The 18323-nt window shown below is 68.4% G+C and carries 18 protein-coding genes; 7 read left to right on the top strand and 11 right to left on the bottom strand.

Annotation, left to right across the window (positions count from 1 at the left end; translation table 11 throughout):
* The first annotated feature begins 112 nt into the window (after window positions 1-112).
* Entirely contained in the window at window positions 113-427 is a 315-nt protein-coding gene (locus E7811_RS16610; RefSeq protein WP_136395787.1) for a hypothetical protein, read from the top strand.
* 27 nt (window positions 428-454) lie between these two features.
* Here E7811_RS16610 and E7811_RS16605 read toward each other — a convergent pair whose 3' ends face one another.
* The gene (locus E7811_RS16605; RefSeq protein ID WP_136395786.1) at window positions 455-931 is read right to left on the bottom strand and encodes a low molecular weight protein-tyrosine-phosphatase; all 477 of its coding nucleotides are present in this window, start codon (window positions 929-931) and stop codon (window positions 455-457) included.
* A 28-nt stretch (window positions 932-959) separates the two neighbouring features.
* On the opposite strand from E7811_RS16605, the gene E7811_RS16600 reads away from it, so the two are divergent.
* Complete coding sequence (locus E7811_RS16600) at window positions 960-1661, top strand: NAD-dependent deacylase (protein ID WP_136395785.1); 702 nt, start codon at window positions 960-962, stop codon at window positions 1659-1661.
* 28 nt (window positions 1662-1689) lie between these two features.
* On the opposite strand, the gene E7811_RS16595 is transcribed toward E7811_RS16600, so the two are convergent.
* The 5 genes from E7811_RS16595 to meaB form a co-directional block, all read right to left on the bottom strand.
* Entirely contained in the window at window positions 1690-2241 is a 552-nt protein-coding gene (locus E7811_RS16595) for a 2OG-Fe(II) oxygenase (protein ID WP_246020509.1), read from the bottom strand.
* 116 nt (window positions 2242-2357) lie between these two features.
* Window positions 2358-2855 (bottom strand): copper chaperone PCu(A)C, encoded by a 498-nt coding sequence (locus tag E7811_RS16590; protein WP_136395784.1) that lies wholly within the window; start codon window positions 2853-2855, stop codon window positions 2358-2360.
* 45 nt (window positions 2856-2900) lie between these two features.
* Window positions 2901-3248, bottom strand: coding sequence for a DUF2946 family protein (locus E7811_RS16585; protein WP_136395783.1), 348 nt, complete (start codon window positions 3246-3248; stop codon window positions 2901-2903).
* Window positions 3249-3358: 110 nt separating this feature from the next.
* Entirely contained in the window at window positions 3359-3646 is a 288-nt protein-coding gene (gene rpmB / locus E7811_RS16580) for a 50S ribosomal protein L28 (protein ID WP_136395782.1), read from the bottom strand.
* Between the two features lie 133 nt (window positions 3647-3779).
* Window positions 3780-4757 carry a methylmalonyl Co-A mutase-associated GTPase MeaB gene (gene meaB / locus E7811_RS16575; RefSeq protein ID WP_136395863.1) on the bottom strand — a complete coding sequence of 326 codons (978 nt, stop codon included), beginning with the start codon at window positions 4755-4757 and terminating at the stop codon, window positions 3780-3782.
* A 203-nt stretch (window positions 4758-4960) separates the two neighbouring features.
* Here meaB and hrpB point away from each other — a divergent pair, with 203 nt between their 5' ends.
* Window positions 4961-7420 carry an ATP-dependent helicase HrpB gene (hrpB, locus tag E7811_RS16570; protein ID WP_136395781.1) on the top strand — a complete coding sequence of 820 codons (2460 nt, stop codon included), beginning with the start codon at window positions 4961-4963 and terminating at the stop codon, window positions 7418-7420.
* A 23-nt stretch (window positions 7421-7443) separates the two neighbouring features.
* Here hrpB and E7811_RS16565 read toward each other — a convergent pair whose 3' ends face one another.
* Entirely contained in the window at window positions 7444-8439 is a 996-nt protein-coding gene (locus E7811_RS16565) for a hypothetical protein (RefSeq protein WP_136395780.1), read from the bottom strand.
* A 92-nt stretch (window positions 8440-8531) separates the two neighbouring features.
* Entirely contained in the window at window positions 8532-9812 is a 1281-nt protein-coding gene (locus E7811_RS16560) for a Hint domain-containing protein (protein ID WP_136395779.1), read from the bottom strand.
* Window positions 9813-10169: 357 nt separating this feature from the next.
* Between E7811_RS16560 and E7811_RS16555 the strand changes: the two genes are divergently transcribed.
* Window positions 10170-11294, top strand: coding sequence for an MFS transporter (locus E7811_RS16555; RefSeq protein ID WP_246020507.1), 1125 nt, complete (start codon window positions 10170-10172; stop codon window positions 11292-11294).
* Between the two features lie 116 nt (window positions 11295-11410).
* Here E7811_RS16555 and argF read toward each other — a convergent pair whose 3' ends face one another.
* The 3 genes from argF to E7811_RS16540 all read right to left on the bottom strand — a co-directional run bounded on the left by argF (window position 11411) and on the right by E7811_RS16540 (window position 14134).
* The gene (gene argF, locus E7811_RS16550; protein WP_136395777.1) at window positions 11411-12337 is read right to left on the bottom strand and encodes an ornithine carbamoyltransferase; all 927 of its coding nucleotides are present in this window, start codon (window positions 12335-12337) and stop codon (window positions 11411-11413) included.
* Between the two features lie 77 nt (window positions 12338-12414).
* The gene (locus tag E7811_RS16545) at window positions 12415-12951 is read right to left on the bottom strand and encodes a GNAT family N-acetyltransferase (protein ID WP_136395776.1); all 537 of its coding nucleotides are present in this window, start codon (window positions 12949-12951) and stop codon (window positions 12415-12417) included.
* Window positions 12941-14134, bottom strand: coding sequence for an aspartate aminotransferase family protein (locus E7811_RS16540; protein ID WP_136395775.1), 1194 nt, complete (start codon window positions 14132-14134; stop codon window positions 12941-12943). Before E7811_RS16540 ends, E7811_RS16545 begins: the two co-directional genes overlap by 11 nt.
* A gap of 301 nt (window positions 14135-14435) precedes the next feature.
* On the opposite strand from E7811_RS16540, the gene arsC reads away from it, so the two are divergent.
* From arsC to E7811_RS16525, 3 genes are all read left to right on the top strand, one after another.
* Window positions 14436-14786 (top strand): arsenate reductase (glutaredoxin), encoded by a 351-nt coding sequence (arsC, locus tag E7811_RS16535; RefSeq protein WP_136395774.1) that lies wholly within the window; start codon window positions 14436-14438, stop codon window positions 14784-14786.
* Window positions 14787-14925: 139 nt separating this feature from the next.
* Window positions 14926-15528: a GcrA family cell cycle regulator gene (locus E7811_RS16530; protein WP_136395773.1), complete on the top strand. Its 603-nt coding sequence runs from the start codon at window positions 14926-14928 to the stop codon at window positions 15526-15528.
* Window positions 15529-15675: 147 nt separating this feature from the next.
* A complete protein-coding gene (locus E7811_RS16525; protein ID WP_136395772.1) occupies window positions 15676-18318 on the top strand; it encodes a cation-translocating P-type ATPase in 2643 nt (880 codons plus the stop codon).
* Window positions 18319-18323 lie beyond the last annotated feature (5 nt).

Raw genomic sequence — 18323 nt, 5'->3', positions numbered from 1 at the left:
CCGAAATCCGCTGCGCCTTGAAAAAACTTAACAGAATCGCCATATTGGAAGGCACAAAAAGACCCATGGCGTGGCGCCTTCTGCGGCACGCACACTGGCGAGAGGCAGACAGATGAAGAAATCCGCACTGACCGGCGTCATCGCCGCCGTCATCATTCCGCTCAGTGTTACCAGCGCCCTGGCAGGCCCGATCGAGCGTGGCTGCCTCAAGTCCGGTCGCGATGCGGCCAACCGGGCCACCTGCGCCTGCATCCAGCAGGTCGCCGACATGACGCTGACCGGATCGGACCAGCGCCGCGCGGCCAAGTTCTTTTCCAAGCCGGACGAGGCGCACAAGGTCTGGCTGTCGAAGCGCGCGGCCGACGATGCCTTCTGGGAACGCTACAAGAATTTCGGCGCCACGGCCGAGGCCTATTGCGGCGGCTGAGACGCCTTCGCCCCGGCCTGACCGCGGTCAGCGCATTTGCGCGGCCTTCAGCCTTGCGATCAGGCCGCGGCTTGCGGCCTCGATCAAATCCAGCGCCCCGTCGAAATCACGGGTGTGATAGGGGTCGGGCACCTCGGCCCGTCCGGTTTCCGGGGCATGATCCAGGAACAGCCTCGGCTCTGCCCCGGATCGGCGCAGGGCCGCCGCATCGGCCAGATTGGCCCGGTCCATCACTAGCACATGATCGAAGGCGTCGAAATCCGCGGCGGTCAACTGACGGGCGCGAAGATCGCTCAGGTCATAACCGCGCCGGGCTGCTGCCGCGATGCTGGGGCCGTAGGGCGGCTTGCCCGCATGCCAGCCGGCGGTGCCCGCGCTGTCGACACTGACGGCAAGCCCCTCGCGCGCGGCAAGGGTGCGAAAGACACCTTCCGCCGTCGGCGACCGGCAGATATTTCCAAGACAGACGAACAGGATGCGGGGGATCGGGCGGGATGCGTTCATTCCCTTGCGATGCCAGAAAAGGGGACACATGAAAAGCATCGTGATCCTGACCGGCGCGGGGATCAGCGCGGAAAGCGGGCTGGGAACCTTTCGCGACCGGGACGGGCTCTGGACAAGGTACGACCTTGCAGAGGTGGCCACGCCCGAAGGCTTTGCCCGCAATCCCGCGCTGGTGCATGACTTCTACAACGCCCGGCGGGCCAATGCGGCAGCGGCCGCGCCGAACGCCGCGCATCAGGCGCTGGCCCGGCTCGAGGCGGCTTGGCCCGGCCCCTTCCTGATCGTCACGCAGAACGTGGACGACCTGCACGAACGGGCGGGATGCCGGGCGGTCCTGCACATGCACGGGCAACTGAACGGGGCACTTTGCGCGCGCTGCGATGCCCGATGGCCGGCCCCCGCCGTGATGCACCCCGCCGATCCCTGCCCCGCCTGCGGCGCGGCATCGACCCGGCCCGATGTCGTCTGGTTCGGCGAATACCCCTACGGGATGGAAAGGATCTGGTCGGCGCTGCGCGAGGCCGATCTTTTCGCGGCCATTGGCACATCGGGCACCGTCTATCCGGCGGCGGCCTTTGCGCAGGATGCCGGACGGGCCGGTGCGCATTGCGTCGAACTGAACACCGAACCCTCGGCCGTGGCGGACGATTTCGACGAGATCCTGACCGGCCCGGCCACGCGGATCGTGCCCGCCTGGGTGGATCGCCTGCTGGCCGGGGCGAAAGGCTAACGGAAGGCGGGGCTAACGGAAGGCGGGGCTAACGGAAGGCGGGGCCGTGCGCCCAAAGGGTCAGCGAAAACCGCTCGCCCGCGGTGACCGGCGTCACCCGGTGCAGGACGAAACTGGGAAAGACAGTGGCGAAGCCCCGCTGTCGGGGGGCGGTGTATAGGTTGGAATCCGGCTGCAACTCCAGCGTTCCGCCTTCGTAATCCGCAGGATCCGACAGCTGGATCACGACCGTAAGCTTCCGCTTGGCCGCCCACTGGCCCTTGCCGATGTCCGAATGCCAGCCGAAATGCCCCTGCCGTTCGGCCCCGTAGCGCGCGATTTGCGCGCTTTCCCCGAAATCCGTCAGATCAAAGCCGAATTCGGCCCTGTTCGCCTCGACCACAAGCCGAAGCATCCGGTCCATCACCCAGGCCGCATCGGGCAGATCGTCGATCCAGACAAGGTCGGCACGCCGCAGGTCAGGACGCTTCACCTGCCCAACCAGACCGCCATCGCGCATTTCGGCGAGGCGGGCAATCTCGACAAGTCTGGCACATTCTTCACCGGTGAGGGCTTCGGGCAGAAACACATGGCTGCGCAAGATGCGGCGAACTCCGGACAGGGGCACGGCGGGGGCGCGTGCCAAGCATCCAGATGCACGAACGCGCGCCCGAAGGCGCGCGTTTTTCCGACAGCGATGTCGAAATCAGGCGAGGCTCAGTTGCCCGCGGGCTGGCCGTGCTGGTGCTTCATCTGGCCCATGCCGGCCTGATCGGGCTTGCGCTCCAGATCCACCGGGATCTCCACCACCACATCGCCCGCCTTCTCGAAGGTCAGCGTGACCGTGACCACGTCGCCATGGGCCAGTTCGCGGGTCAGGCCAAGGAACATCACATGGTCGCCGCCGCGGGCCAGCGCGTGGTTGCCCTGCGCCGGGATGGCAAAGCCTTCCTCGACCTCGATCATCTGCATCACGCCGTTGGCGTCTTCCTTGTGGGTGTGAAGTTCCACCTTCTCGGCCACGTCCGAGGCGGCGGCGACCAGGCGATCGTCCTGATCGGTGTGATTTTCGATCACCATGAAGGCGGCGCCGGATTTCGACATCATCGCCGAAACACGGGCATAGGGATCGACGACGGTGATGGCGTCGGCGGCAAGGGCGGGAAAGGCGAAAGCGGCCGCGACGGCGGCCAGAAGGGTTGTCTTCAAGGACATCTGTTCATTCCTGTGCGTGTCTGAGGGTCATTCGATAAAGACGGATCAGACAGCGGCAGGCGGCCCCCGGGCCTTGGGCAGGGGCAGGCTTGCCCCCGCGGGCAGCGCCCGCGCCACCGCCACCACAGCGGCAGACCGGGACGCGGGCCGCTGGACGGTGGGGGCGTCGGGAAGAACCGCAAGGCCAAGCCCTGCAAGGCAATCGGGGCACAGATGGACCGGGCCAACGGGATTGCCGTCTTCGTCCAGCGTGATCGTGACCACGCCGTAGCCCGAACAGATCACCATGGCTTCGCCGCCCGTGGCCTGCCCGCGCGCAACCGCCATCGTGACCGAGGTCAACGACAGCATCAGCGCCAGAAGCAGGGCAAGGATCGTCTGGAACCGGTTCATGACCCTCATCTATACCGAAGGGCCGGACGCGAAAAGCGCGATTTCACGCCCGCGCAATGCGAAAGGCCCCGCCGTATGGCGAGGCCCTCCGGGATCACGTAAGAAAGCGATCAGGCGGCAGCCTGGGCTTTCGCGATGTCCTTCTTGATCTTCAGCGCCTTGGCCGAAAGCTCTTCGTCCTTGGCCTTGGCCAGGTAGGCATCCAGACCGCCGCGATGGTCGACGCTGCGCAGGGCAGCCGCCGAGATGCGCAGCTTGAACGACTGGCCCAGAACGTCCGACTGCAGCGTGACGTCGGTCAGGTTGGGCAGGAAGCGGCGCTTGGTCTTGTTGTTGGCGTGGCTGACATTGTTGCCAACCATCGGGCCCTTGCCACTGAGTTCGCAGACGCGCGACATGGTCGTGTTCCTTGCTTTTTCCGATAACAAAGCACGCCGCCCGAACAGGCGCGCGCCGAATTCATCGCGGTCGTTTAGGGGGAATCGCAGACAAGGTCAAGCGGATTGGCGCAGCCGCCGACGGATCAACCGGTCAGCCCTGCGCCAGCGCCGCCAGCGCATCGGCCGCGGCCTGATCGGGGGTGATCGCCCCCTGGGCCACCCGGTCGCCCAGGGCTTGCATCAGGCCCCGTGCCTCGCCCTGCGCCAGCGCCGCCAGAAGCCCCTGCCGGACCTCTTCCTCGAACCAGTGCCGGGCCTGTTCGGCGCGACGGCGGTCCCAGTGACCCTGCGCGCGCCGCCAGTCTGCCAGCGTGCGCATCTCGTCCCAGGCCCGCTCCAGCCCCGCCTCTTCCAGCGCCGAGACGCACATCGCCTTGGGAAATCCCTCGGGGTCCTGCGGCCGCTTTCGCAAAAGCCTGAGCGCACCGGCATAATCGGCCTGTGTCCTGAGCGCGGCAGGCTTCAGGTCACCATCCGCCTTGTTCACAAGGATCAGGTCGGCCATCTCCATGATCCCGCGCTTGACGCCCTGCAATTCGTCCCCGCCCGCGGGCGCCAGCAGCAGGACGAACAGGTCGCAGATCTCGGCCACCACCGTTTCCGACTGGCCCACGCCCACCGTCTCGATCAGCACCACGTCGAACCCCGCCGCCTCGCACAGGGCGACCGCCTCGCGCGTACGGCGCGCGACGCCACCCAGATGGGTCTGGCTGGGCGAGGGGCGGATGAAGGCGCGCGGGTCACGGCTCAACCGTTCCATCCGGGTCTTGTCGCCCAGGATCGACCCGCCCGACCGCGCCGACGACGGATCGACCGCCAGCACCGCGACGCGCATCCCCTGCCCGGTCAGGAAACAGCCGAACGCCTCGATGAAGGTCGATTTCCCCACCCCAGGCGTGCCCGACAGACCGATCCGCAACGCCTGCCGCCCGGCCTGAGCCACTTCGGCCACCAGTTCCCGCGCAGCCGCGCGGTGATCGGCGCGCGCGCTTTCCACCAGGGTGATCGCGCGCGCCAGGGCGCGGCGGTCGCCGTCGGTGACGGATCGGGCAAGGGCGGCAATGTCCATCGGGGCCTCGTCATCTGGCATCGCCCCCTTTTGCCGGGCCGGGCCCGGCGGGGCAAGCACCATCGCGCCCGTTCATTCTGGCGGAAATATCCTCGGGGGGTGAATGGCCAAAGGCCAGAGGGGGGCAGACAGCCCCTCCTTTCCTGCCCCCCGCCCCGCCCGCTGCTGGCACAAGCCGCGCAAACCCGGCATAAGCTGGCCGCATGACCGAACCCTTGCCGATCGACGAAGCCCTTCCCGCCCTGCTTGCCGCCCTTGGCCAGCGCGGCATGGCGGTGTTGCAGGCCCCGCCCGGCGCGGGAAAGACGACGCGCGTGCCGCTGGCCATGCTGGCGGCCGGCCTGCCCGCGCGCGGGCGGATCGTCATGCTGGAACCCCGCCGCCTTGCCGCGCGGGCCGCCGCCGAACGCATGGCCGAAACCCTTGGCGAAGCGGTGGGGCAGACCGTGGGCTACCGCATCCGGGGCGAGGCACGCACATCCGCCGCCACCCGGATCGAGGTGGTGACCGAAGGCATCCTGACGCGCATGATCCAGTCCGACCCGGAATTGCCCGGCATCGGCGCCGTGATCTTCGACGAATTCCACGAACGCAGCCTGAACGCCGACCTTGGCCTTGCGCTTGCGCTGGAAATCCGGTCGGCCCTGCGCGAGGATCTGATCCTTCTGGCGATGTCGGCGACGCTCGACGCCGGGCCGGTCGCCGCGCTGATGGGCGATGCCCCGGTCATCACCAGCGCGGGCCGCGCCTATCCGGTCGAAACCCGCTGGCTGCCCCGCCCCCTTGGCCCCGACGCTCGGCTGGAACCCGCCTGCACGGACCTTGTCCGGCAGGCGATCGAGGAAACGACAGAGGGCGGTATCCTCGTCTTCCTGCCCGGCGAGGCCGAAATCCGCCGGGTGGAGGCCGCGCTGGCGCATGGCCTTCCCGCCGGTGTCACCCTCTGCCCGCTTTACGGGGCGATGGAGTTCGCGGCGCAGCGCGCGGCACTGTCCCCGCCAGCGCCCGGCCAGCGCAAGGTGGTGCTGGCCACGTCGATCGCCGAAACCTCGCTGACGATCCCCGAAGTCCGCGTCGTCGTCGATGCCGGGCGGGCGCGGCGGGCGCGGTTCGACCCGTCCTCGGGCATGGCACGGCTTGTCACCGAACGCGTCACCCGTGCCGAGGCCGAACAGCGGCGTGGCCGTGCCGGGCGGGTGGCCGAAGGCACCTGCTACCGGATGTGGGCCAAGGGCGAAGAGGGCGGGCTTGCCCCCTTCCCCCCGCCCGAGATCGCCGCCGCCGACCTGACCGGGCTGGCACTGGAACTGGCACTTTGGGGCGCGGATGACCTGCCCTTCCTGACTCCGCCCCATCCCGGCACGCTGGCAGAGGCCCGCGCGCTGCTGGCCGCGCTTGACGCGCTCGACGCCCGCGGGCGGATCACCGATCATGGCCGCGCGCTGGCGGGGCTGCCCCTGCACCCGCGCCTGGGCCACATGCTGATCCGGGCGGGCTTCACCGAACCCGCCGCCCGGCTGGCGGCGCTTTTGGCCGACCGCGACCCGTTGCGCGGCGCGCCCCCCGACCTGGCGTTGCGCATGGCCGCCCTTGCCGATCCCCGCAAGGTCGAGGCCGACACGCCCCATCGCGTCGACCGCCCGACCGTCGAACGCATCAGGGCCGAGGCGCGGCGGCTTCAGCGGGCGGGCAGCGGGCGCGATGCAGGGCTGACCCTGGCGCAGATGGCGGCGCTGGCCTACCCCGACCGGGTCGGGATGCGCCGCAAGGGCGACGCCCCCCGCTGGGTGCTGTCGGGCGGCAAGGGTGCCGCGATGGAGCCGGGGCTGCCGCTGTCGGCGGCCCGGCTGATCGTGGCGACCGATCTTGACGGCGACCCGCGCGAGGCCCGCATCCGGCAGGCGGTGGACCTCCGCGAGACCGACCTGCGCGCCGTCCTCGGGCACGAAATCCGCACGCGCGAGGTCTGCGAATGGTCACGCCGCGAAGGCCGCGTGATGGCCCGCCGCCAGGAGGTTCTGGGCGCCGTCGTGCTGGAGGATCGGCAATGGCCCGATGCCCCGCCCGAGGCGCTGGCCCGCGCAGCGCTGGAGGGGCTGCGCCAGATCGGCCTGCCGTGGAGCCCTGCCGCCCGCCGCCTTGCCGCCCGCGCGGCATTGTGCCGCCGCGACGGGGCCGACCTGCCGGACCTGTCTGAAGCGAACATACTCACAACCGAAGACTGGCTTCTGCCGCATCTGACCGTGCGAAAATCCGAGGCTGACCTGAAATCGCTCGATCTGGTGCCGGTGCTGCAATCGGCCCTTGGATGGGAGGGGCAGCAGACGCTTGACAGGCTGGCGCCATCGCATTTCGAAACGCCTCTGGGCCGTCGCGTGCCGATCGACTATGACGGCGAGGCTCCGGGGATCGAGCTGCGCCTTCAGGAACTTTTCGGCGTCACGGTGCATCCGACGGTGGGGCCGAAACGGTTGCCGCTGCGCATCACCCTGCTGTCGCCCGGCGGCAAGCCCGTGCAGGTGACGATGGACCTGCCCGGCTTTTGGACGAATTCCTATGCCGACGTGCGGCGCGACATGCGCGGTCGCTATCCGCGCCACCCCTGGCCCGAAGACCCGCGCGAGGCCGAACCCACCACCCGCGCCAAGCCGCGCGGCACCTGACCGCCAGACAGCCTCCGGACAGCCTATCGCGCCCAGTCCGGGCAATCGTCGGGAAAGCGCCAGTCGGGCGTCTCGGGAAAGAGACCTTCGGAGGCCGCCCGCAGCCGTTCCGTCGCGGCGGGCGACAGGCGGGTGCGGATCTGCTCCCGGCAGGCAAGGAACAGCGTTTCGGCCCGCGCGTCCTGATACGGCAGGTCCAGGGCACGAAGCAGCACCGCCTCATCCCAGCCCGCCTTCGCGAGAAGCGCATCATCGCGGGCCCGGTCGTATGCGTTAAGGCCATCCTGCCGCGCCATCAGCTGCGCCAGCGCGCCCATCGGGCGGCGCGGCCTGTCCGGGTTGGTCGCGAACCAGAACCCGTCCATCCCCAGCCACCCGTCGAACCGTGACAGCACCTTGCCGCTATCCCGTTCGATCAGTTCGGCGCGCCAATAGGGCATCCGGCTTGGCCAGGCCAGCCGCCGCTCTGTCACCTCGACCACATGTGGGGCGCTGGCACCCTCTGTCATCCGCGGCAGGACACAAGCCCCGAGACCGGCCGAAATGATGAAATCCCCAAGGTCCAGATTGCTTTCGTCAAAACAGCGCATGTCGCCCAGCACAAGCTCGTGGCGGATCACCGGGTCCTGCCCGATCTCGACAAAATCCAGCGCGCTACTGCCGATCATCAGGTGGATCGGCAGGGGGCAGTCGTTCTGGGCGACAAGCGGATGGCAACCATAGGCCGCCGCCGCCAGCAGGTCGGGCCGGGGAATGTGCAGCCCCCGGCCTTCGAACGGCTGTTCCTGTCGGGCATAGCCCACGCCGATGGTCTTGAAGACCAGCTCCTGCAAGGCCGCGGCCGGATACTGCCCGTAGTGAAACAGCCCCCCGGCAAGGTTCAGGTAGATCAGCCATTTCAGGTTGTTCGGCCGCCTGCGGAACCCCGGCACCAGAAGGACGACGGCACAGATCAGAAGGCTTGTGATCCAGAGCGCGTTCCACGCCAGGAACCGGATCCCCTCTTCCGTCAGAAACATCGAAACCCGCCCTGCCCGCGACCTGCCGTGATGGCCCGACCATAAGGCTTCCGCGGGGCCTGCGCCATCACCCTTTGCGGACCTCGGCCCGGTCAGGCGGCCAGCATGGAAACCGGCGCGAACCGGCCAAAACCATGCCCGATCCCGCCCGTCCGGTGCGCCACCAGAACCCGCGCCTCATGCGCCTTCAGCACGCGCCGCGCCGCAGGGCGGGTGGCGAAGCGTTCGATTTCATAGGGCAGGAAGGCCGACATCAGGTCGGCCATCGCACGCCTCGGCAGCGATTGCAGCGCCTGCGGACCCGGATGCAGCGTCTCGGCCCCGGCGCCTTCGGCCTCGATGATGTGGTGATGGTCCAGAAGCAGATGGTAATAGCCCACCATCCGCGGCCGAGTTTCCGCCGTGATGCCCGGCAGACCGACCAGATCCTTGGCCGCGGCCAGCACCTCGCCCTCGCCGAACAGAAGTTCGCAGTCGATGCCGTCAAGCAGCATCAGATGCTGCCCGGAGACCCGCAGGTCGTGCCGGTTGCCAAGCGCCCCGGCCTCGATCAGGACGGGCAGCGCCGCCTCGCTGGCCATCACCTGCCCCCCGCCGACCCAGCGGATCGGCTGGGCGCCGTCGTCCCGCGTCAGGATCCTGTCGCCGGCCTGCAACGTCTCGACCTGGCGCCAGCCTTCCGGCGTCGCGATCCGCGTTCCGGTGACGAAGCAGACCGGATTGCCGTTCAGGAAGCGCGTCGACCAGACCCCGTTCGGATCATTCGGATCAAGCACCGAGTTTTCATAGTTCAGGATGGATGTCGCATTGCCCGACCCCGGCAGGATGTAATCGTTCGATCCACCATCCGTCAGGCCCGCCTGCGCGACCCCGAAGCCGCCATTCGCCCAATCCACCTGCTGGTAGATGAAATCGACTTCGAAATTGCCGTTCTGCGTATGCTCCAGCACGACCTGGAAGGTGTTCGTGCCCGAGGTGTTGTGGTTCGTATAGGGCTTCACCCCGAGCCACGTCACCGTCACCCGGCCGCTGACAGGGTCGAGATCCCAGTAGATGTTGTTCGTGCCCGTGGCGGTGCCCGACCGCAGGTCGATATCGCTCCAGAAGACCGCAATGGCCGGGTAGTTGATGGTTGCGATACTCTGCGGGGTGTAGGCCGTGCGCGGCGCACCGAAACTGATCAGCCCGTTCGTGTTGATGTAGATTGAGGTGTAGTAGGTCCCGAAATAGTTGATCCCCGCCGGTCCGAAGACCGAGGTGATGTTCACCAGGATGGACCCGTCGTCATAGTTCCCGGCAGTCAGAGGCCCGGCGCGGAAGCTGCCTTCCCCCACACCCTGCGGTCCGCCCAATCCTGTGTTGATCGTGGCCATTCTGGCCCCACCCGTTCCCTATTCGGAAACGATCACTGCCGGTGGAGCGCGGCAAATTCAGGGCAATTTGGGGGAAAAAGGCGGTATCCGGTCGTTTTGTCCGGATCTGCCCCCGGATTGTCGCCCACAGGGCAACGCGGCGCCCTGTGCGCTGTTTCGCGAGGGCGAACAGAGGGTGACGGAACTTCAGGACGGGCTTTGTGACAGTCCGACGCAGAACGTGAACGCACAGCCGCCGGCCGGGCCTTTTCCCTGCCTTGCCTTCGCGATAGCGGTATCTGCGCGAGCAGGACAGGGCCGGGGGACGGGATGGCGGAACGATCGACGGCAAGGCGCGGACGCCGGGCGGTGGCGGCGATGTTTCTTGCGAACGGCTTCGTGATGGGCGCATGGGCGCCGCAGATCCCGCTTCTGCTGCCGCGCCATGGCATCGGGGAATCGGTTCTGGGCCTGCTGATCATCGGCCTCGGCCTGGGGGCCGTCGGCGCCATGCTGTTTTCCGGGCGGTTGATCGGGCGGATCGGGGCAAGGCGGGTGCTGCGGCTTTTTTCGCTGTCCATCGTTCCGGTCCTTCCGGTCGTCGTCTTCGCCCCCGACCTGGTGACGCTGGCGCTGGCCATGGTGCTGATGGGCGCGCTGATCGGCTGCATGGACGTGGCGATGAATGCCAATGCCGTCGAGGTCGAACGCGGCCTTGGCCGGGCGATCATGTCCTCAAGCCACGGATTCTGGAGCCTCGGCGGCTTCATCGGCGGCGGGCTCGGTTCGCTTGCCCTGGCCCGCTGGGGGGCAGAGGCGCAGGCCACCGGGGTGGCGGCGCTGACCCTCGTCATCGTGCTGGCCGCAATGCCCGCCCTTTATGACCACCCCGAAACCGATCCCGCGACCGAGGCCGGGGGAACACCCGCACCCGCCGCCCTGATCCCGAGGGATGGAGGGCTGTGGGTTCTGGGGCTGATGGCGCTTTTCGCGATGGTGCCGGAAGGCGCGGTGCTGGACTGGGCTGCCCTTTACCTTCAGCAGGAACTTGGCGCCACGCTGTCGCGCGCGGGTCTCGCCTTCGCGCTTTTCTCGGGTGCGATGGCAGTGATGCGCTTTGCCGGCGACACGGTGCGCAACAGGTTCGGGGCGGTGCGCACCCTGCGCCTTTCGGCGATGACGGGCGCGGCGGGTCTTGCGATGGCCGCCGTCGCACCGGCCGAACCGCTGGCGCTTGCCGGGTTCACCCTGGCCGGTCTGGGCGTCGCCAATCTGGTTCCGGTGGTGTTTTCCGCGGCGGGCAACCGCAAGGGCCTGCCGAGGGGCGCAGGGATCGCGACCGTCACGATGGTGGGTTATGCCGGGATCCTCGTCGCGCCGGGGACCATCGGCTTTGTCGCCGAACAGATCGGCTATCGCATCACCTATGGCGTGCTGGCGCTTTGCCTTCTGGTGGTCGCGGCGCTTGCCCGCCGCGCGGCCGAAGCCGACGGCATCCGCTGATCCGCCCGGACGGGAAAGCGCGCGGATCCCGCTTCGGCCGTCCTGCCGTTCGGAATACGCTTGGCTGGTTGGCGCCCGGAAAGGCAAGGCGGGGGCAAGAAGCCCCCTGCCCGTTCTCACAGCCCCAGGCACCAGCGCATGATCGCCTTCTGCGCGTGCAGCCGGTTTTCAGCCTCGTCGAAAATGACCGAATGGGGCCCGTCCATCACCGCGCTGGTCGCCTCGTCGTTGCGATGCGCGGGCAGGCAATGCATGAACAGCGCATCCGCCTTGGCCTTGGCCATCAGTTCCTCGTTCACCTGATAGGGGCGCAGTTGATTGTGCCTGCGTTCCTTCGCGGATTCCGGGTCATGCATCGAAACCCAGGTGTCGGTGACCACCAGATCGGCCCCCTGAACCGCGCGATGGGGATCGCGGTCGATGGTGATCGGCCGCCCCTTCGCCGCCGCGAAGTCGATCCACGCGCGTTCGGGGTCAAGCGTTTCAGGCCCGGTGAAGGTCAGGTCGAAGCCGAACTGCCCGGCGGCATGGGCGAAGCTGGCAAAGACATTGTTGCCGTCGCCGCACCAGACGACCTTGCGGTCCGCGATCGGGCCGCGGTGTTCCTCGTATGTCATCACGTCGGCCATGATCTGGCAGGGATGGGTGCGGTTCGTCAACCCGTTGATCACCGGCACATCGGCATGTTCCGCCATCTCCTGCAGCGTCGCCTCCTCGAAGGTGCGGATCATGATCAGGTCGACATAGCGCGACAGCACCCGCGCGGTATCGGCGATCGTCTCGCCATGGCCGAGTTGCATTTCCTTGCCCGAAAGCACCATCGTCTCGCCGCCCATCTGGCGCACGCCCACGTCGAACGAGACGCGCGTGCGGGTCGAGGGCTTTTCGAAGATGAGCGCGACCATGCGCCCTTTCAGCGGCTGGTCGTCATCGGGCGCGCCCTTGGGACGACCGTTGCGCGCCGCCTTCATCGCATGGGCGGCGTCGATCATCGACCGCAGGTCGGTGGCATCGGTGGTGTGGATATCAAGGAAATGTTTCATCTCTGTCTTTCGTCTGCCAAGGGCCGGGCAAGGGCCGGGGGGCTGTCTGCCCCCCGGACCCCCCGAGGGTATTTCGGTCAGGTTGAAGCGGAAGGTGCAGGCGCGGCGGCATCGAATTCCATCACGATCACGGGATCGCCATCCTCGCAAGGGGCGGTGAAGCGGTCGCGGAAGCCGGCTCGTCGGTAGGCGCGGACGGCGCGTTCGTTGGCGGGCGACGGGTCGATCACCACGGCGGGATGGCGGGCGCGCAGATCGGCCGCGCGCTGGTGAAGATAGTGGGCGGCGTGGCCCCTTCCGTGATGCGCGGGATCGCCCAGAAAGGTGTCCATCGCCCGCGTGCCCGGCGGAAATCCCGCGTAATGGGGCATCGGCCAGTGATGCGCGGGGTAATCCTGCACATAGGCGAAGGGGGCGCCGTCAAGGGTCACGATCCGCATGTCGGTGGGTCCGGTCCCGGCAAGATGGCCGTCCATGTCCGCCTCGATCAGCGCGATCTCGTCTTCCGGGTCGCCCCACCAGGCGCGGACATGGGGCTGGGCAAGCCAGCCCCGCATCATCGGGTAATCCGCGCGCGAAAGCGGCACGAAGGCATAGGCACCCTTATCCGGCATGGGCCGAACTTGCCCCGGCCACGGCCCGCGCCGCCGCGTCAAGCCGCTTCAGCGCCTCGGCGATGTCGGCATCGGGAATGTTGAGCGCGGGCAGAAGCCGCACCACGTTGTCGGCCGCCGCCACCGTCAGGACACCCGCGGCCACCCCAGCCTTGACCAGATCGGCATTGGGCGCGCGGCATTTCAGACCCAGCATCAGGCCCTGCCCGCGGACCTCCTCGAAGACGTCGGGATGGCCTGCCACGAGGCCTTCGAGCCCCTGACGGATCAGCGCGCCCTTGCGTGCCACCTCGGCCAGGAAGGCCGGGTCCGAGATCAGTTCGACCACCGTCGCGCCGACCGCGCAGCCAAGGGGGTTGCCGCCATAGGTCGATCCGTGGGTGCCCGCCGTCATGCCGCTGGCGGCCTCTTCGGTGGCCAGCAGCGCCCCCAGCGGAAAGCCGCCGCCGATCCCCTTGGCCACCATCATGATGTCGGGTTCGATCCCCGCCCATTCATGCGCGAAAAGCCGCCCCGTGCGGCCCATGCCACACTGCACCTCGTCCAGCACCAGAAGCGCGCCCGTCTGGTCGCAGAGGTCGCGCAGGCCCTTGAGGCAGGCATCGGGAAGCGGGCGGATGCCGCCCTCGCCCTGCACGGGTTCGATCATCACGGCCGCCGTCCGTTCGGTGATGGCGGCGCGCAGCGCTTCATGATCGCCGAAGGGCAGTTGACGGAAGCCTGGCATCAGGGGCCCGAAGCCCTTGGTCATCTTTTCCGACCCGGCGGCCGCGATCGCCCCGGTCGAACGGCCGTGGAAGGCGCCTTCGAAGGTGATGATCTCGATCCGGTCGGGCTGGCCCTTCTCGTACCAGTACTTGCGCACCATCTTGATGGCGAGTTCCGCCGTCTCGGTGCCCGAGTTGGTGAAGAAGACCGTATCGGCGAAGGTGCGTTCCACCAGCATCGCCGCCAGCCGTTCCTGTTCCGGGATCTGGTAGACGTTCGACACATGCCACAGTTTCTGGGCCTGTTCGGTCAGTGTCTGCACCAGCGCCGGGTGGGCATGACCAAGGGCGTTGACCGCGATCCCCGAACCGAGGTCGAGGTATCGCTCCCCGCCGGTCGCGACAAGCCACGAGCCCTCGCCGCGCTCGAAGGCAAGCGGCGTGCGGTTGTAGGTCGGCAAGACTGGCGAAATCATCGGAAGGTGTCCTTGCATATGCGAAGCCCTAGGGGTGCCAAAGGCCGGGCGTCAGGTCAACTGTGGGTTTTCAGGAAGGGTGCGGCCAGTCGGAAGTTCGCACATGGCCACGGCAGATCGGTCGCTTACGCGGTGGCGCGTCGGCGTCGGGGAAGCGCGATGAGGCGGATCCGTTCGATCATAGCGCCGCAATAGCGCAGCGCGGGGGGCTTGAAAAGCGGATTCCGCGGCCTTGCACTGCCCTGACAGAGCCGCGACACTGGGCGGCAAGGGCGAGGGCAGGCAAGGCAGAGGAAAGCATATGACAGAAAGCGTGATCTTCCATCACCCCGGATGTTCCACTTCGCGCCGTGTCCTTGATGCGCTGCGGGAAGCAGGCCATGACCCGCAGGTGGTGGCCTACACGAAGGCGGGCTGGACCGAAGCGCAGTTGCGTGACCTTTTCGCCGCCGCCGGGCTGACCGCGGCCGAGGCCCTGCGGCGCAAGGCCAAGGAGGCGGCAGAACTGGACCTTTTGCGCCCGGATGTGACCGAGGCCGACCTGCTGGCCGCGATGGTGGCCCATCCGGTTCTGGTCGAACGCCCTTTCGTAACCACGGCGAAGGGCACGCGCCTTTGCCGCCCGGTCGAGCGTCTGGCCGAAATCCTGTAGCCGCCGCCCGCAACGCGCCATGCGGTGAGCGACGTGGCCCTTGCGGGGCGGCGGCTTCGCTTGTATCTCGTGCCGTCCCCGCTAGAATGGGCTGAACTGGTGCGGGCTTCCCATGCCCCGCCGTCACGGAGTGAACCGAATGTCCTGGACCGATGAACGCGTCGAGACCCTGAAACGCATGTGGCAGGAAGGCCAGTCGGCCAGCCAGATCGCCAAGGAACTGGGCGGCGTGACCCGCAACGCGGTGATCGGCAAGGTGCATCGCCTGGGCCTGTCGAACCGCGCGGGCGGCAAGGACGAGGAAGAGGCCGCACCGGTCGCGACCCCGCCCAAGGCCGAAGCGGCGGCACCCAAGGCCGCCGATCCGGTGGCCCGCCCCGAACCTGTGCGCGCGGCCCCGGAACGCCCGGCAGCGGCACCGGCCGCGGCGGCGCCCTCGAATGTCACCCCGATCCCGCTGCGCAAGGCGATCGTGCCCGCAGGGCAACCCCTGCCGCCGCAGCCCTCGACCAACGAGATCAGCCCCGAGGCGCTGGCCTCGGTGCGCGAGGTGGAAAAGCGCGCCAAGAAACTGTCGCTGATGGAACTGACCGAACGCACCTGCAAATGGCCGATCGGCGACCCCGCGACCGAGGAATTCTGGTTCTGCGGCCTGCCGAGCCAGCCCGGAAAACCCTATTGCGAGGCCCATGTCGGCGTCGCCTTCCAGCCGATGAGCGCGCGGCGCGACCGTCGCCGCTGATCCATCCCGAAAGGGACCGGGACCGCAAAGGCCGGGGGCGTCCCCGGTCTTTTGCATTTCCGGCCTGCGGCATCCCGGCCCACCCCGCGCAGCCGTGGTGAAGCCGTGTTGAATTCGCCCTCGGGGCGGGCCACTCTGGGCCGCAGCATGAAATCCGCAGCCCCGCCCCCTTCCCTGCCCCCTGACCCGCACAGCCAGCCACCCGAGCCGGTGCTGGCCGCTTTGGGCACGTCACGGAAGGGCCTGACCACGGCAGAGGCCACCCGGCGACTGGAGACCCACGGCGCAAACATCCTGCCCGAACCGCCCCGTCGTGGCTGGATCTCGCGGATCGCGGGGCAGTTCGCCTCGGTCCTGGTGCTGATCCTTCTGGTGGCGGCGGTCGTGACCCTTGCCCTTGGGCATCATGTCGATGCGGGCGTGATCCTTGCCGTCGTGCTGCTGAATGCCGGGATCGGGCTGGTGCAGGAGGGCCGGGCGGAACAGGCGATGGCCTCGATCCGGCGGATGCTGGCATTGCAGGCCTCGGTGCTGCGCGACGGGTCGCGGCGCAGCCTGCCCGCGTCCGAACTCGTGCCCGGCGACATCGTCCTGATCGAGGCGGGCGACCGTGTTCCCGCCGACCTGCGGCTGATCGCGGTGCGGGCGCTTTCGGTGTCCGAGGCGGCATTGACGGGGGAATCCGTGCCGGTGGAAAAGGACCCGGCCGCACAAGCCGCCGATACGCCGCTGGCCGACCGGCGCGGAATGGCCTTTTCCGGCACGATGGTCACGCGCGGCACGGGGCGCGGGGTTGTCGTGGCAACCGGAACGGCAACAGAACTGGGCCGGATCGGCGGGCTGATGGCGGCTGTGCCAGACCTTTCAACGCCCCTCCTGCGGCGGATGGACCAGCTTGCCTCGCGCCTGAGCGTGATCATCCTTGCGACTTCTGCCGGTCTGCTGCTCTGGGGGCACTGGATCGGCCATCTGCCCTTTGCCGAACTTTTCATGGCGGTGGTCGGCCTTGCGGTGGCAGCGATCCCCGAAGGCCTGCCGGCCGTCATGTCGGTGACGCTGGCGATCGGGGTTCAGGCGATGGCCCGCCGCAACGCCATCGTCCGCCACCTTCCGGCGATCGAGGCCGTCGGCGCGGTCACGGTGATCTGCACCGACAAGACCGGCACCCTGACCCGCAACGAGATGTCGGTGGCCGAAGTGGAAACACCCGGTGGCACGGTACGGCTGGACGACACGGGCGAGGACGGGGGCATAGGCGCCTTGCCCGGTCTGGGCGATCTCGCGCGGGCGGCGGCGCTGTGCAACGATGCCGCTCTCTTGCGGACGGGTGCGGGCTGGACAGTGTCCGGCGATCCGATGGAAGGCGCACTGCGGATGATGGCCATGCGCGCCGGTCCCGTCGATCCGGTCGCGGCGGCAACAGGGTGGACGCGGCGCGACGCACTGCCGTTCGACGCGCGCCACAGGTTCATGGCAACGCTGGACGACGGGCCGGATGGCCTGCGCATCCTGCACCTGAAGGGCGCACCCGAAGCCGTCATCGACATGTGCGACGGGATCGACCGCGCCGAATGGCATGACCGGGCGCATCGCATGGCCGCGCGCGGCCTGCGCGTCATCGCATTGGCGATGCGGCCCGAGATCGCCGACCGGATCGACCCGGACCGCCCGCCCGAAGGCCTGTGCCTTCTGGGCCTTGCCGGCCTGATCGACCCGCCCCGCCCCGAGGCCATCGCCGCAGTCGCCCGATGCCGCCGCGCCGGGATCACGGTCAAGATGATCACCGGCGATCATGCCGCCACCGCCTCGGCCATCGCCGCCGAGGTGGGGCTTGAAGACCCCGATCGGGTGCTGACCGGGGCCGAGATCGACGCGATGGACGATGCCGCACTGATCGAGGCCGCCGGGCAGACGACCGTCTTTGCCCGCACCAGCCCCGAACACAAGCTGCGCCTTGTCGCGGCGCTTCAGGCGCGGGGCGAGATGGTGGCGATGACCGGCGACGGGGTGAACGACGCCCCCGCGCTGAAACGTGCGGATATCGGCGTGGCGATGGGGGCTTCGGGGACCGAGGCGGCGAAGGAGGCCGCCGATCTGGTGCTGGCGGATGACAACTTTGCCACCCTCGCCGCCGCCGTGGCCGAGGGTCGGCGGGTCTTTGACAACCTGCGCAAGGTCATCGGCTTCGAGTTGCCCACCAGCGCGGGCGAGTCGCTGGTCGTCGCGCTGGCGCTGATGCTGGCCCTGCCGCTTCCGGTGACCCCGGTGCAGATCCTGTGGGTCAATCTGGTGACGGGCGTGACGCTGGGGATCGCGCTGGCCTTCGAACCGGCCGAGGCGCGCAGCATGGCGCGCGCGGCCCGTGGCGCACAGGCGCCGCTGATGACGCGGGGGATGGTCTGGCATGTGGCCTTCGTATCGGTGCTGTTCGCGGTCGCGGTCTTTGCCGTTCAGGCCTGGGCCAAGGCCGCGGGCCACGGCGAGGCGCTGTCCCGGACAATGGCCCTGAACACGCTGGTGGTGCTGGAGATCTTCCATCTCTTCTACATCCGCAACTTGCACGGAACTTCGCTGAAATGGGCGGCGGTGGCCGGAACGCCCGCCATCTGGATCAGCGTCGGGCTGGTCGTGGCCGCGCAGCTTGCCGTGACCTATGTGCCCGCGCTGCAGGCGGTCTTTGGCACCGTGGCGGTGCCCCTGCCCGAAGGTCTGGGCATCCTTGCGACGGGCTTTGCCTTCCTGCTGGCGCTGGAGGCCGAGAAATTCCTGCGCCTGAGGCGGGCGGGATAGGGCCC

Source organism: Aliigemmobacter aestuarii (assembly GCF_004799285.1).
Taxonomy (GTDB): domain Bacteria; phylum Pseudomonadota; class Alphaproteobacteria; order Rhodobacterales; family Rhodobacteraceae; genus Aliigemmobacter; species Aliigemmobacter aestuarii.
Note: the sequence above shows the minus strand (reverse complement) of the source record. Positions and strands in the feature narration are given on the sequence as shown.